At 66.1% G+C, this 13,695-nt stretch carries 12 protein-coding genes; 3 read left to right on the top strand and 9 right to left on the bottom strand.

Going from position 1 to position 13,695, the window contains the following annotated elements; translation table 11 throughout:
- Positions 1–112: 112 nt before the first annotated feature.
- Positions 113–1,051 (bottom strand): MBL fold metallo-hydrolase, encoded by a 939-nt coding sequence (locus tag GD627_RS09210; RefSeq protein ID WP_152272250.1) that lies wholly within the window; start codon positions 1,049–1,051, stop codon positions 113–115.
- Between the two features lie 140 nt (positions 1,052–1,191).
- Between GD627_RS09210 and GD627_RS09215 the strand changes: the two genes are divergently transcribed.
- Positions 1,192–2,922 (top strand): CocE/NonD family hydrolase, encoded by a 1,731-nt coding sequence (locus tag GD627_RS09215; protein WP_152272251.1) that lies wholly within the window; start codon positions 1,192–1,194, stop codon positions 2,920–2,922.
- A 75-nt stretch (positions 2,923–2,997) separates the two neighbouring features.
- Here GD627_RS09215 and GD627_RS09220 read toward each other — a convergent pair whose 3' ends face one another.
- Positions 2,998–4,743: a glycerol-3-phosphate dehydrogenase/oxidase gene (locus GD627_RS09220; RefSeq protein ID WP_425481905.1), complete on the bottom strand. Its 1,746-nt coding sequence runs from the start codon at positions 4,741–4,743 to the stop codon at positions 2,998–3,000.
- Positions 4,744–5,001: 258 nt separating this feature from the next.
- Between GD627_RS09220 and GD627_RS09225 the strand changes: the two genes are divergently transcribed.
- Positions 5,002–5,910 carry a sugar-binding transcriptional regulator gene (locus GD627_RS09225; protein WP_246165439.1) on the top strand — a complete coding sequence of 303 codons (909 nt, stop codon included), beginning with the start codon at positions 5,002–5,004 and terminating at the stop codon, positions 5,908–5,910.
- Between the two features lie 104 nt (positions 5,911–6,014).
- Entirely contained in the window at positions 6,015–6,551 is a 537-nt protein-coding gene (locus tag GD627_RS09230; protein ID WP_152272253.1) for a DUF4334 domain-containing protein, read from the top strand.
- A 44-nt stretch (positions 6,552–6,595) separates the two neighbouring features.
- Here the strand turns inward: GD627_RS09230 and GD627_RS09235 are convergent, their stop codons facing one another.
- The 7 genes from GD627_RS09235 to GD627_RS09270 form a co-directional block, all read right to left on the bottom strand.
- Positions 6,596–8,545, bottom strand: a complete 1,950-nt coding sequence (locus GD627_RS09235; protein ID WP_153297124.1) for an HNH endonuclease signature motif containing protein — start codon at positions 8,543–8,545, stop codon at positions 6,596–6,598.
- Positions 8,546–9,024: 479 nt separating this feature from the next.
- On the bottom strand, positions 9,025–9,852 hold the full coding sequence (locus GD627_RS09245; protein WP_152272256.1) for an SDR family NAD(P)-dependent oxidoreductase: 828 nt from the start codon (positions 9,850–9,852) through the stop codon (positions 9,025–9,027).
- Positions 9,853–9,926: 74 nt separating this feature from the next.
- Positions 9,927–10,874: an RNA polymerase sigma factor SigJ gene (gene sigJ, locus GD627_RS09250; protein ID WP_152272257.1), complete on the bottom strand. Its 948-nt coding sequence runs from the start codon at positions 10,872–10,874 to the stop codon at positions 9,927–9,929.
- Positions 10,808–11,968, bottom strand: a complete 1,161-nt coding sequence (locus GD627_RS09255) for an NAD(P)/FAD-dependent oxidoreductase (RefSeq protein ID WP_152272258.1) — start codon at positions 11,966–11,968, stop codon at positions 10,808–10,810. The genes sigJ and GD627_RS09255 overlap by 67 nt, the downstream gene beginning before the upstream one ends.
- A gap of 93 nt (positions 11,969–12,061) precedes the next feature.
- Positions 12,062–12,379 carry a transcriptional regulator gene (locus GD627_RS09260; RefSeq protein ID WP_152272259.1) on the bottom strand — a complete coding sequence of 106 codons (318 nt, stop codon included), beginning with the start codon at positions 12,377–12,379 and terminating at the stop codon, positions 12,062–12,064.
- The gene (locus GD627_RS09265) at positions 12,372–12,842 is read right to left on the bottom strand and encodes a hypothetical protein (RefSeq protein ID WP_152272260.1); all 471 of its coding nucleotides are present in this window, start codon (positions 12,840–12,842) and stop codon (positions 12,372–12,374) included. The genes GD627_RS09260 and GD627_RS09265 overlap by 8 nt, the downstream gene beginning before the upstream one ends.
- 50 nt (positions 12,843–12,892) lie before the next feature.
- A complete protein-coding gene (locus GD627_RS09270) occupies positions 12,893–13,621 on the bottom strand; it encodes a M15 family metallopeptidase (protein ID WP_152272261.1) in 729 nt (242 codons plus the stop codon).
- Positions 13,622–13,695: the final 74 nt, after the last annotated feature.

Raw genomic sequence — 13,695 nt, forward strand, 5'->3', positions numbered from 1 at the left:
CGGCAACTGCACACAGGGGAATCCCCCAGACGAAAACGACGCCGGTCCGCATCACGCGGGCCGGCGTCGTTGGTGGTCATCCCTGCCCCAGTCCCGCCCGTCGCCAGTCCCGCTACTTACCGGAAAACGCCCTGCGGTAGCCGTCCAGGGTGGTGAAGAAGGGCGAAGGCTCCAGCGTGGGGTTGCCGGTGTAGCCAAGCTCCGCCGCCACGGGCTCAAACGGCGAGTATGCCGAGTCCGTGTCCCGCAACCCCTCCTTCAGGTACCTGGCCGCCGCGCCGGCGATGCGTGCCTCAATGTCCAGGCTTTCCTGCAGCGCTTCCCGGGCCCGGGCCGCGTCGAGTTCCACGCCGTAGGGCACGCCGTCGGACCGGCGGTATAGGTGGCCCAGATAAAGGTGCCGCGGGGCGACGTCGTCACGCAGGTACGCCAGGCTCGCGCGGTAGGCCGCCGGGTCCTCGTAACCGGGGAAACCGTTGGCGGCGCCGTGGACCTGCACCGCGTCCCCCACAAAGACATCGTTCTGCCCGTCCACCACATAGGCCACCGAGCCCGCGGTGTGGCCGGGGACCGAATGCACCGACACGGTGACCCCGCCGCCCAGCGAAAGCGTTTCGCCGCCCCTGACCAGCATGGTCGGCTCCAGCTCACCGGAGATCACGGTACCTGCCGCTTCGGTTTGTTCGCGCACCCCGTCGGGGTTGTTAAGGTACTGCTGCCGCACCGCCACGTACTGGTCCAGATGCCGGTCGCGGGAGCGCAGCAGCGGTGCGTCGGCCTCGTGGATGACCACCTGGGCCTTGCGGTCCGTGAGTTCCCACAGCGCACGGGCACCGCCGAGGTGGTCGATGTGTCCATGGGTGAGCAGGATCCAGCGGACATCCTTGATGCTGCGGCCCAGTGCTTCGAGGGCCGGCACCATTCCTTCGGCAGGCGATGAGGAAATCCCGGTGTCCACAATGGCCGGCTCGGGGGCATCGATGAAGAAGCTGTAGAGGCCGAACCTGCCCCAGGGGGACTCGAGGGGGTGGATGTTCACGTCCTGCGTCATTGCTGCTCCTAGCTGAGGATCCTGCCTGTGGTCTTGCGCACACAAACTTTATTATAATAATATGTCGTTGTCACGCCCTCTTGGGCCTGCCTGCCAGGTACAGCACTGGCACCTGACTGTTTCAAAGGAGCTTCACCTGCATGGCTGAATTCAAGACGTGGAATGCCGGCGGCGAGACCATTTCCATCCGCAAGGACCTGCGCGCACCGATGCGTGACGGCGTCGAGCTGGCACTGGATGTCTACCACGGTGCCGAGGACAAGCCCCGCCCCGCGCTCGTCGCCTTGAGCCCCTACGGCAAGGAACTCCAGGCACTCGCCCTCACCATGCCCCCGCAGCGCCGGCCCAGCCCGATGTGGGACGGCTGCATCGAGGCCGGCGATATTGCCAGGATTGTGAAGGAAGACTATGCCCACGTCATCGGTGACCTGCGCGGCTCCGGGGACTCGGGCGGTGAGCACATCGGCAATTACAACGCCGGCGGCGTCTCGCTGGGCCAGGACGCCTATGACTTCATCGAATGGGTTGCCGAGCAGCCATGGTGCGACGGCAACGTCGGCATGGTCGGTATTTCCTACTTCGGCTCCATGCAGGTCCTCGCCGCGGCCGAACGCCCGCCGCACCTGAAGGCCATTTTCGTTTCCGGCGGCCACTACGACTTCTACGAAACCACCTACCACGGCGGGGTCATGTGGTTCATGCCGCGCGCCGCCCGCGAAGGCCGCGGCGGTGATTCGGGCTGGGCGTTCACCGACCGGACCAAGTCCCGGATGCTGGAGAAGCACTCCCCCGAAGAACTGAAGAAACTGGTCGCCGAGCGCCTGGCCGATCCGGACGTCGCCGCCTGGCCCAACCTGGTCCACGTGCTGAACTACCCCAAGCACCACGAAGCCTGGTTCGACATTGCCATGAACGAGCTCGACGGCGACTGGTACGAGGAGCGCAATCCCATCACCCTGGCCCCCAACATCGACATTCCGGTGTACCTGCAGATCGACCAGGGGCGCGGCTGGACCATGGACGGGACCATTGAACTGTTCGATGCGCTTCAGGGTCCCAGGAAGCTGGACATCGGCCCCTACCCTCCCATGCAGTCGCGCCCCTTCATCGAGGAACACGACAAGATGTTCCGCTGGTACGACTACTGGATCAAGGGCATCGACAACGGCATCATGGACGAGCCGGCTGTCAGCGTTTTCGTGGAGGGTTCACGGGAGCACGCCACCGGTGCACAGTGGCCGCCGAAGGACGTGGATTACCGTCCCTTGTATTTGCGGCCGCGGCGGAAGCTTTCTCCCGAACCCGAACCCATGGGCACGGAATATGCCGCTCCGGACGGCTTTTATCAGGCCCCGCTGACGGTCACGGACAAGGTCGAGATCCTGGACTGGAGCACGGACGTGTTCGAGGAGGACACCGAGCTGATCGGCACCGGCGCTGCGCACATCTTCGCCGAGATTGACCAGCCGGATACCAACTTCATCCTCCGGCTCTGGGACAGCGCTCCCAACGGCAAGCGGCAGCTGGTCACCACCGGTTATCTGAAGGCGTCCCACCGTGAACTCGACGAGGACCGGACCACCGAGGGCAACCCGTACCACCCGCACACCCGGGCCGTTCCGGTGGAACCGGGCACTATCGAGGAGTACGTGGTGCGCCTGTACCCGTTCGCGACCACATTCCGGCCCGGGCACCGCCTGGTGGTGGAGCTGTCCAATGACGAGCCGCTGGCGGACGAGCACAACGCCCTGCTGCCGCCGGATTCCTTCCATCTGCCGGTGGGCCGTCCGGTGACGCACAAGATCTACCGCGACGCAGCGTACCCGTCCCGGCTGGTGCTGCCGTTCACTGCTCCGGCTGCAGGGAACTGACAGAACTGTTGGACACACGCCAAGGGCGGGCACCGGTTCCGGTGCCCGCCCTTGGCGCTGTTGATTCTGTGGCTGCTAGGAAGCCATCGCCGGAATCTTCATGCCGTGCATGTTGACCAGCAGGTCGCGGGCGCCCTCGACCTGGCGCTTGGCCTCGGCGTCGTCCCAGCCCAGCTGCGGGGCCAGCAGAGAAGCCATCTCATTGAGCATTTCCTCGGACACGAGTCCGCGGAAGGCCAGCGAGGTGCGGCGGATCAGGACGTCGGACAGACGGGTGATCTGCTCGTGCTCCACCATGTACTCAAGCTCGCGGGTGCTCAGCTCCTTGGTGGAGGCCAGCAGCTGGTCCCCGCCCTGGGCCAGGAAGGCCATGACGTCGGTGGCACGGGTGCCGTAGCGGGTCAGCAGGACGCGGACGCGGTCACGGTCGGCCACCTCGTTTGCGGTGCGGTTGACCCACAGGCGCTCTTCAGCCGCTGTGCGCGGGAAGTCCTTGCCGCCGCCGATCTGCAGTTCGGCCGTGGTGGTCTTGCGCGGCATGCCGAGAGCGGTCATCGCTTCGGTGGCGAGGTTCTCGGACAGGGCGCGGAACGTGGTCCACTTGCCGCCTACCAGCGAGAGGCTGGTGACGTTCCTGCCGGCACGCTTGTCCGTGCGCTTTTCGATCCGGTAGTCGCGGGACACGAAGCCGGGCTGCGTGTCGTCGTGCTTCGGGAGCGGGCGGACGCCGGAGAAGGTGTACACAATATGGTCACGGCGCACATCGACGGTCGGGAACACGTGGGCGATGAGCTCGAAGAAGTACTCGATCTCCTCGTCGGTGCAGACCGCGGCTTCGCGGATGTCGGCGTCGATGTCCGTGGTGCCCACCAGGACGCGGTCGCCCATCGGGTAGATCAGGACGATGCGGCCGTCGGTGTGCTCGAAGAACATCTCGCGGCCGTTGCAGGCTGCGAGCAGTTCCGGGTGGTCCAGGACGATGTGCGAGCCCTTGGTGCCGCCCATAAAGGAGGTGCGCTTGCCGAAGGAATCGTTGGTCTCGTCCACCCAGGCGCCGGTGGCGTTGATGACGACGTCGGCCTCGAAGGTGAATTCCTCACCGGTGAGCTCGTCGCGCAGCACCGTGCCGGCGTCGGTGGTGCCAACGGCGGACACGTAGTTGCTGGCGCGGGACTGCGGGTTGGCTTCCAGACCGTCACGCAGCACATCCAGGGTCAGGCGCTCCGGGTTGTGCACGGAGGCGTCGAAGTAGGTGGCCGTGTACTTGACGTCCGGTCGCAGCAGGGGCAGTTCCTGCAGGGACTTCTTCTTGCCCACGAAGTTGTGCCTGGGGGCCACGCGGCCGCCGCGGGAGAAGAAGTCATACATCATCAGGCCGGCCTTGATCAGCAGCGCGCCGCGCTCGTTCGGCTTGCCCGGCTTGTGCGTCAGGAAGCGCATCGGTGCAGCAGTGATGCCCGAGAACGTGCTGGTGATCGGGATGGTGGTCTGCAGCGGCTTCACGTAGTGCGGGGCCAGGCGCAGCAGCGCGTTGCGCTCGACGACGGACTCGTGCACGAGGCGGAACTCGCCGTTCTCCAGGTAGCGGATGCCGCCGTGGATCATGTGGGAAGAGGCTCCCGAGGCGCCCTGGCAGTAGTCGCCGCGCTCGACGAGGGCTACGTCCACACCCTGCAGCGACAGGTCCCGGAAGGTGCCGACGCCGTTGATGCCGCCGCCGATGATCAGCACCGAGGCCCGGGGGCGGTCCTTCAGCTGCTGTACAACCGGACGGGTCCGGGCGGCGGTCTTTGCCTTGCTGGGGTTCACGGAATTGTCCACGTATATCTCCAAACGCTTCTGTGGCTGCATTGCCATATCTACTCAATGGTCGAAGCCCTGCAACCCCGGGGCCGTACCAATGCACATACGTGCACCCTGCGATAATGAATTCATGGAGTACGCAGCGGTGTCGATGGACAGCGAATGAACATTGGTGTCAGTGGACGGATCCCGGATGCGTCCGGTCCGGGCCAGGGCCCCGGCCCGGCAGCGAGTGAGCGGGAGAGCCGCGACAGGGATGCTCTGCGGGCAGCCCAGATGTATTACCTGCAGAGCCTCACTATGGAGGCGATTGCGCGGGAGCTGCGGATCTCCCGTTCCACGGTGTCCCGCCTCCTCTCCTATGCCCGTTCCACCGGGCTGGTGCGGATTGAAATCCGTAACCCTTCGGACCGGGCGCCGGCGCTGGAACAGGAAATTGCGTGCCGCTTCGGTATCCAGGCCCATGTGGTTCCCGTTGCCGAAACCGTCTCCCCCGCGCAGGCCCTGCAGCGGGTTGCCGTGCAGGCCGCCCATCTGATCAGTCCGTTGATCGATTCCGACGCGATCATCGGCGTCGCCTGGGGATCGACCCTGACGGCTGTGAGCCAGCATCTACCGATCAAGAACACCCACGACAGCACCGTGGTGCAGATGAACGGGGCAGGGAACTTCCGGACCTCGGGCATCACGTACGCCAGCGAAATCCTGCAGCGTTTCGGCCATGCCTACGGTGCGCGCGTGGTCCAGTTTCCGGTTCCGGCGTTCTTCGACCATGCGGAAACCAAGGAAGCCATGTGGCGCGAACGCCCGGTGAAGCGTGTCCTGGACCTGCAGGCCCGGATGAACACGGCGATTTTCGGGGTTGGTTCCATGGAAGCCGGAGTTCCCAGCCACGTTTACAACGGCGCCTACCTCGATGAAGAAGACCTCCACGAACTGATCGCCGAAGGTGTCGTGGGCGATGTTGCCACCATGTTCTACCGGGCCGACGGAACCTGGGACGGAATCAAGCTCAACTACCGCAGCACCGGTCCGGACCTTTCCACCCTGCGGCAGGTTCCGCGCCGCATCTGTGTAGTGGCCGGGGAAACCAAAACCACCAGCCTCCTGGGTGCCCTGCGTGCCGGGCTGGTCACGGATCTGATTCTGGATGAAAATTCCGCGCGGCGGCTGGCGTCGTCGTAGGAGCTGTAGTCTGCAGGCGAGCCGGTGTTCCCGGGCCGGGCCGGATCTGACGCGGTTCGGATGCGGTTCGGTCCAGTCCAGTCCAGCACCCAGGAGGAATCAGCATGGATCCCGTTCCCCTGCAGCGCCTGCAGGACCTGCAGGCCGGTACCGACGCCGGCACAGCCCTGGCCTTCTTTGATTCCCTGCCTCCGGTTCAGGTAGCGGACATGTACGGCTCCTGGCGGGGCACCGAACTGCCCACTGGGCATCCACTTGACGGCCTGCTGGAGCCGCTGGGCTGGTACGGAAAGCGGTTTGACGGCGCGGAGGAGGTGTTCCCCCTGGTGTTCTCCGGTGGCGGCGTCTTCAACGTCAATCCTTCGCTGGTTCCGCTCCCGATGGTTCTGCGCTTCAGCCCCATGCTGCGGAAGCGGGAACTGCTGGCGTCTGCTCGTCCCTTCCTTCGTGTTGCGCGCACCCGAAGGCCCGGCGCGCGGTTGCGGATGACCGAGTACCGGGGCGTGTCCAGCGCGACCATGATCTACGACGCTCTGCCGGTCCTGGACGTTTTCCGCAGGGTCGACGCCGACACGGTGCTCGGTGCCATGGATTTGAGGGGGGTAAGGCTTCCGTTCTTTTTCGTGCTGCGCAGGGACTAGTTCTGCACGGGAACCAGTTCGGCGCAGGGACCAGCGGTGGCAGATCAGAACGGCGGCGGAGGTTCGTCCCGGGGGTCCGTCTCCGCATCGTGGCATCTCAGTTCCAGAAACGGTTCGGTGCGGTAGACCCGTCCGGTCGGGGACGTCCATTCCATCACCCCGGGTGTGGGTTGGGTGGCTTTCCAGAATCCCAGGGTCTTGAACCGGTGGTGCCGGCGACAGAGGTGTTCCAAGTTTCCGTGTTCGGTGTCCCCGCCATTCGCCCAATCGGTGGTGTGGTCGATCTCCGTGACCGCAGTACTGACCCGGCATCCCGGGAACCTACAGGTCCCGTCCCGGGCTCTGAGCCAGCGTGCCAGCCCGGCCGGGACCTTCCGACGACGTCCGACCCCGAGGATCTCCCCGGTCTGTGGGTCTTGAGCCAGGCCGGTCCAGTGCACGGCGTTGCGTGCGAGCCTGCGGGCTGCATCGGCACTGATCGGCCCGTAACCGTGCAGCTCGGCAGGCTGCTCATCGGCACCGAACAACGTTTCGGCGTTGATCAACACCATGATCTCCGCCCTAGGCAGAACACCCGTGGACCCGGACAACTCATCGGATTCGGTGCCGCTGGCATCATCGGGCGTGCCGGCGGTTGCGGCACCGCCGCTGCCACTGCTTCTGTCTCGCCGAACTCGGTTACCAGAACCGCCGACACCGTGGGCGTTCCCGGTCCCGCCGCGTCCTCCGCTCCGACCAGCACCCTCCCGCGGGACCCCTCCACCGCCGCGGGGTGAACCGAGGCCGCCCATGAGCAGTTGGGTCAGGATGTCGGCCCGCAGTTGGTCGGCTGTCCGCAGGTCCCCGTCCGCCTGTTCACCACGGGCTGAGGTACACAACGCTGTGTAGATCTGTTGGGCATGTTCGGCCCGCAGATGGGCGGAGAGCCAGGACATGCCGTCCTCGTCGCGTTCCAGGACCACTTTCCGTTTCTCGAACGCCGTCTGGTGCCGTTCGGGAATGGTTTCGGGATAGGTTTTCTCCCGCAGTCGGCGGGCTTTGGCGCAGAACTGTGGCCGGGTTATGCCTTCGGCTTTGGCGAGCAGCTCCGCCTCAAACTCCGGGAGTTTGGAGTCTGGAATGTCCTGGCACTGGTCCAGGACCACCTGGGCGTGCGCGTAACTGATGCGTCCTTGTTCCAGTCCGTTGAGGGTGGCGGTGTGGGTGCTGCAGAGCCTGCCGGCTTCGACCATCATGCCCTGGGCGGTAGTCTGCGGAACATTCAAAATCGCAGCGCATTCGGCGGCAGCGACGCTGAACGCGATCCCCGGACCTTCACTGCCGAAGTGTTTGCACACATCCTTGCGGAACAGTTCCTCCATATGGTTGAGCGCCCGTGCTTCCTGGGCCTGCGTCCACCGGACCAAATGTGCCAGCCGGGCCAATACCTCGCCGGTGGCGTGTTCGTCGAAGGACTCAAGATTCGCCATCGCCAGCACCCCGGTAAAACCGTCCGGAAAGCCATCCAAACCGGTGGCACCCGTGGAGGGCTCCGCAGGCTCAGCGGGTTCGGCAGGTTCAGCGGGTTCGGCAGGTTCAGCGGGTTCGGCAGGTTCAGCGGCCGCCGAGCCTGAGGTGTCCTCTGGAACGCGTCCGGGTTCGGCGGCTCCAGGTTCAGCGGTAGTCAAGCCGGACGCGGAATCCGGTGCGGGAGTAGGTGCGTCGAAGAGGGTGGCAGCAGGCGTTGCTGCGGGGTCGGTGGAGGCGTCGCCGGTGTTGGTGTCGGTGTCCGTGGACGTGACAGTGCCGGCCTGAGTGCCGCCGTCGTCGTCGGAGTCCGTACCGTCGCCACCCTCGTGGCCGCCGGCATCGTCGCCGACGTCCGGAACCGCCCGATATACCGCCAGCGTGCAGGGCGTTCGCGGAGCACCCTCGTCGCCAGCGAAGCCTGTGGGCCGCTGATCTTCACTGCCTGCTTGTTCGGTTGTCGGTTCGGTGTTCCCGAGCTGTTCCATACCCTCAGGATTTCACCCGGCACTGACATTTTTGGCCCGAAAACGGGCTTCGAAGGGTCCCGGACGGAACCCAAAATTACCTGTCTTTTTGAGCCGATTACTTAGTCTGAATCAGGACGTTTTTGTAGGCCGGGACGGTCTGCGGGGCTCCCACAGCCCGCTGGCACCGGATGCAGAGCGGGAGGGCAGCGGGGTCCGAATCGACCCAGGTCATGGTTTCCATCTGCAGCCCGGTCTGCGCCCGAACCATCGACCCGTAGTACGGAGCCCCGGAGTAAGGGACCCGGCGCAGACCGGGCTGTGCCGGCCACAAGCTGTGCCCGCCACGAGCTGTGCAGGCCACAAAGCGCCACCCGATCCTCAGCACACAGCCAACCACCGAGCAACTGAACCGGCCCGCCGCAACCTGGCTGCCCGGCGAACCTCTCAGTCGCGGATGCCCTCCCTGAGCAAGATTTCCCGGCGGCCAAGAGCCTTGATCAGCCGGCGAGCAGTGCCACCGAACGGTTCCAGAGACCCAAAGCCAGGGCGGCATCTCCGGCCTGCTTGTTGGGCCGAGCCACCTTGCTCCGGACAAAGTACTTGCCGGTCGGATAGTCCGTCCCCGGGGTTCCCTCCGCCAGGTACACGAGCGTCCGGGCACCCTTTTCCGGCGTCGGAAGCAGCCTGCGCAGCAGCGGCGACTGGTAGACGGCCCGCATTGCCGAACCTTCTGCGCTGGAGAAGCTCGACCCGATCACACCCGGGTGGAAGGCGGTGGAAGTTGCACCGTGCGAACGGTACCGGCGGTCGAACTCCTCGGTGAACAGGATCTGCTCCAGTTTGGCGTTGCCGTAGGCCTTGCTGGGGTTGTACCCGTTTTCATTCTCCAGATCGTCCAGGTCCACGTTGCCAAACAACCGGTTGGCCAGGCTGGAGGTGTTGATCACGGTGCCCTTGGACTCAATGAGCCGGTCAGTCAGCAGCTGCGTAAGCAGGAACGGCGCCAGGTAGTTCACCTGGAAGGTCATCTCGTGTCCATCCCCGGTCTGCCGGCGCTCATTGCCGAAGATCGCGCCTGCGTTGTTCGCCAGCACGTCGATGCGCGGGTAACGCTGAAGCAGTTCCGAAGCCAGGGTACGCACGCTGCCGAGGTCCGCGAAGTCGGCGAGGAAATACTGGCCGCCGGTGTCCTTGGCGACGGCGGCGGTCTTCTCCGGCGAGCGTCCCACCACCACGACGTGGTGCCCGTTTTCGGTCAGCTGCCTGGCGGCGGCCGCACCGATTCCGTCACTGGCGCCGGTGATCACGATGGTTTTGGGAGACACAAAAGCCTGCTTTCCTCATAGCGCTGCCGTGAGCGGCAACACGGTTCCCACCTTAGTCCGGCGTGCCGGGGAGTCTAACCCTGCAGCCCCACCAGCTTGTCCGGATTGCGCATCGCATACACCGCCTGCACCCGGCCATCCACCAGTTCCAGCTGAAACACGGTAGTCACAGTTCCGTCTTCCCGGAACGCGACCGCCGGCAGTCCGTTGAGTTCAACGAATTCGGGAACGGACCCGGCGCCGTACTTGTCCGCCAGCCCGATCATCAGGCGTGCCACCTTCTCCGGACCATGCACGGGCCGCAGCGCGGCGCTGACCTTGCCGCCGCCGTCGGACACCAGGACCACGTCCGGAGCCAGCACATCCAGCAGGGACTGGATCTGTCCGGTCATGGTGGCGGCCAGGAAACGTTCGACGGCGGCGCGGTGCTCTGCGGTGTCCGGCGCAGTCCGGGGCGTGCCCGACTTCAGCCGGGTCCGCGCCCGGTGAACCGTCTGCCGCACGGCGGGCTCGCCGATCCCGAGGGTTGCAGCAATCTCCGGATATCCAAAGTCGAAGACCTCGTGCAGGATGAACGCGGCGCGCTCCGGACCGCTCAGGGTCTGCAGCAGGACGAGCATGGCGGTGGACACCTCGCTGGCCGTGAGCGCGGCGGCTTCGGGATCCGCTGCCAGCCGGGCCGGACCGGTAGGCAGCGGTTCCGGCAGCCACTCGCCCGGATAGTCCTCCCGCCTTCGGGATGCTGTGCGGAGGGAATTCAGTGCCTGGCGGGAGGCGGTGCGGGCCAGGTAGGCCCGTGGGTTTTCCACTGGAGTCTCCACCGCACGCCACCGGAGATAGGTCTCCTGCACTACGTCCTCGGCATCGGCCAAGGTGCCGAGGACATCGTAGGCGATGGTGAAGACCATGCCCCGGTGCCTTAGGAATTCGGCGTCACGGCCATCCCGCGCACCGCTCAGCTGCGTGTCATCGGCACGGGACCCGCCGTCGTCGCCCTGCCCGCCTGCGGACCTGTTGGCCATGTGTACGCTCCGCTTCGTTTGGCTTCACCACGGATCCACCGCAGTGTCATCCGGCAGATGATTTCCTTCTGGACGGCCGCCGTCCTGCCGTGCAGGTGAAAGCGGGTGGGCGAGTCGTCGGCAGACAGGAACTGCACCGCTCCGTCGCTGCGGCCCAGACTAATGCACAGGCCGCGGAATCCGCTGTCGTGCCGCACTCCCGCCTCCCCGTCCAGCGCCCGGAGGATGTTTCCTGCCGCGTCGGCTCCCATCGGCAGCGCAGCCGCGCAGCACATCCGGAGGTAGTCGTACAAGGGTTCGTCGATCACGGCGGCGTCGCCGGCTCCGTAGATCCGGTCCTGTCCGCGCACCCGAAGGCCCGGATCCACACGCAGCCTCCCGTCGTCGTCCACCGGGAGCCCACTTGCCGCGGCCAGCCCGGGCACCCCGAACCCGGCGCACCACAGCACGACGTCGGCACCCAGGCTGGCGTGCATGTCCTCGTCGGCACGCACCGGCGTCCCACTGTGTACTTCCACTCCGGCCCGGCGCAGGCTTTTCTCCACTGACCGTCGGGTCCGGGCTCCCAGCCGCGGCACGATGGGACCTGCGCTGTGCAGGCTGACTCGGATGTGGGCATAAGACCCGGCTGCTTCAGCGGCAGTCTCCACGGCGGTCAACCCGCCGCCCACCACCGCAACGCGGGCTCCGGCGGGCAGGGCAGCCAACTCGCGGCGTGCCGCCGCGGCACCGTCCAGCTGTTCGATCCGGAGGGCGCCGTCCGGTGCCGTCCCCGCTGCCGAACCCACGGCGTACACCAGGTAGTCGTAGCCCGCTTCTGCTCCCCCGGTCAGGTGAACCGTCCGCTCCCCCGACAGAATCCGCTCCGCACGGCCGGAGATCCGGCACACGCCCGGATGCAGGATCGAGTCGAAATCAACGGTGGCGTCCGCACAGGTGCCGGCAGTGTATTCATGCAACCGGATCCGCTCCACGAACCGGGGCTCCGGGGTAACCAGGACGACGTCGAGTCCCGGCCTGCCGCTGCCGGCGAGCCGGTTGGCGGCCATGACCCCTGCGTATCCCCCGCCCAGAATGACTGCTGTGGTGCCCATGAGTGCACTCCCTGATGTCCGTCGCTTCCGGCTTCCGCGCCGGCTGCACATTGGACACCGCCCGGGGAGGATTTGTGACCGGTTGCGGGGAAATCAGTCGGGCCGGACGGGCGCCGTGCCCGCAATCTCCTGCAGGGCCAGCACGTGGGCGTCAAAGCTGTTGCGGCCGGCCGGGGTGAGTGCCACCCAGGTGATGCGGCGGGCGTCCCGACGGGCGGGCGACGTCGTCTTGGCCAGGCGCACGTAGCCGGCCTCCGCCAGGATTTTCAGTTGCTTCGAGAGCGTGGCATCGGAAATTCCCAGGGTGTCCCGGAGGACGGCGAAGTCCATCTCCTCCAGCGGGCGCAGCAGCCCGCAGATCCGCAGCCGCGTCGGCGGATGCACCACCTCGTCAAACCGGGGTTCAGGCATGCGGAACCGCGCGGAGCTGGGCAACAGCGGCCCGGAATGCGACTCCGGCGAGTCCGTAAACCGCCGTGAACGCCGCAAGGCTGGTGATCATCACGGCCCAGCCGAGTCCCAGCGACACCAGGCCCAGACTCACGGAAAAAAGAAACAGGCAGACCAGCGCAGCCAGGGCAATTGCGCCGTTCGCCCGCGCGCCCAGCCTGCGGAACTTCAACCCGGTGTCACGGCGGATCAAGTGCAGGATGACGAACAGCAGTCCCGCGAGCAGCCAGGGCCAAGACGGCGATTGATAGTCGGCACCGGGCCGGGCATCCAGTGCCGCCGCCACCCAGCAGGCAGCCAGTGCACCGATGGCTGCCACCAGCGCACGGGGAGGTGTGACGCCTGCTGCCAGGGTGTCGCGGTCGGCGGTCAAGTCTCTGAGCCGGGCGGCAGCATCCTCTGCCGCACCCAAGTTATTTTCCATGATGGAAAGAGTATTGGCCGGCAACCCCGGCGTCAATGTTGTGGAAGAGGCTACGGCAAGGGTTCGTGCGCGGGCTTCGAAGGCGGGGACGGCGGCTTCGGCGGCTCATACAGCCCGGCATACTGCTCCAGCGTGATGCCGGCGTCGTGGATCTTCCCGGCCGCGGCGGGGCCCACATACCGCAGGTGCCAAGGCTCGTAGGCGTAGCCGGTAATCTGCTCGGCGCCGGCGGGATAGCGGACAATGAAGCCGTACCGGCGGGCGTTGGACGCTGCCCACGCCCCGGCGCCGGTCCCCTCGAAGCAGGCCTGCAGGGAGCACGCACCGTCGGCGGCGCCGATATCCACGGCGAGTCCGGTCTGATGTTCACTCTGTCCGGGAAGGGCCGAGATCGATTCCGCCACGTCACTGCCGTACCGCCCGGCATAATCGGCGTGCAGCGCCGCCTGGGCCTCGGCCGTCCGGAAGCCGCTCACCCCGGTGATGGTGACACCGGCCCCGGCAGCATCGGCCGTCATCCGCACAAACGCATCGGAAGCCTCGCGACGCAGGGCCACGCCGCCGACGTCGGCCAGATCCCCCGGCGCATAGGCGGGGTCCAGGAGCGGCCGTTCCTTGTTGACAACCACCAAGACGCTTGCCGGGGAGCTAAAGTCCTGTCCGGACGCATGCGTCGTTTCGGCCGAGACCGGCTGGTCGAGGTGGAAGAGGTATGCCTGAAGCCCGAGGCACACGCAGCCAAGGATGGCGATGTGTGCGGTGATGTGCTGGCGCGGCATGGTGTTTTCCTCCCCTCCCACTTTCCCATAGGCAGTGGCCCAACAAAAACCTTGTTTCCTTCAAAACCCAACGA

It is taken from the genome of Arthrobacter yangruifuii (genome assembly GCF_009192775.1).
Taxonomy (GTDB): domain Bacteria; phylum Actinomycetota; class Actinomycetes; order Actinomycetales; family Micrococcaceae; genus Arthrobacter_B; species Arthrobacter_B yangruifuii.

What these genes read in the sequence shown, in the direction of transcription:
- GD627_RS09210 (WP_152272250.1), bottom strand. Translation starts at nt 1,051, where the DNA reads ATGACGCAGGACGTGAACATCCACCCCCTCGAGTCCCCCTGGGGCAGG.
- GD627_RS09215 (WP_152272251.1), top strand. Translation starts at nt 1,192, where the DNA reads ATGGCTGAATTCAAGACGTGGAATGCCGGCGGCGAGACCATTTCCATC.
- GD627_RS09225 (WP_246165439.1), top strand. Translation starts at nt 5,002, where the DNA reads ATGTATTACCTGCAGAGCCTCACTATGGAGGCGATTGCGCGGGAGCTG.
- GD627_RS09230 (WP_152272253.1), top strand. Translation starts at nt 6,015, where the DNA reads ATGGATCCCGTTCCCCTGCAGCGCCTGCAGGACCTGCAGGCCGGTACC.
- GD627_RS09235 (WP_153297124.1), bottom strand. Translation starts at nt 8,545, where the DNA reads ATGGAACAGCTCGGGAACACCGAACCGACAACCGAACAAGCAGGCAGT.
- sigJ (WP_152272257.1), bottom strand. Translation starts at nt 10,874, where the DNA reads ATGGCCAACAGGTCCGCAGGCGGGCAGGGCGACGACGGCGGGTCCCGT.
- GD627_RS09255 (WP_152272258.1), bottom strand. Translation starts at nt 11,968, where the DNA reads ATGGGCACCACAGCAGTCATTCTGGGCGGGGGATACGCAGGGGTCATG.
- GD627_RS09260 (WP_152272259.1), bottom strand. Translation starts at nt 12,379, where the DNA reads ATGCCTGAACCCCGGTTTGACGAGGTGGTGCATCCGCCGACGCGGCTG.
- GD627_RS09265 (WP_152272260.1), bottom strand. Translation starts at nt 12,842, where the DNA reads ATGGAAAATAACTTGGGTGCGGCAGAGGATGCTGCCGCCCGGCTCAGA.
- GD627_RS09270 (WP_152272261.1), bottom strand. Translation starts at nt 13,621, where the DNA reads ATGCCGCGCCAGCACATCACCGCACACATCGCCATCCTTGGCTGCGTG.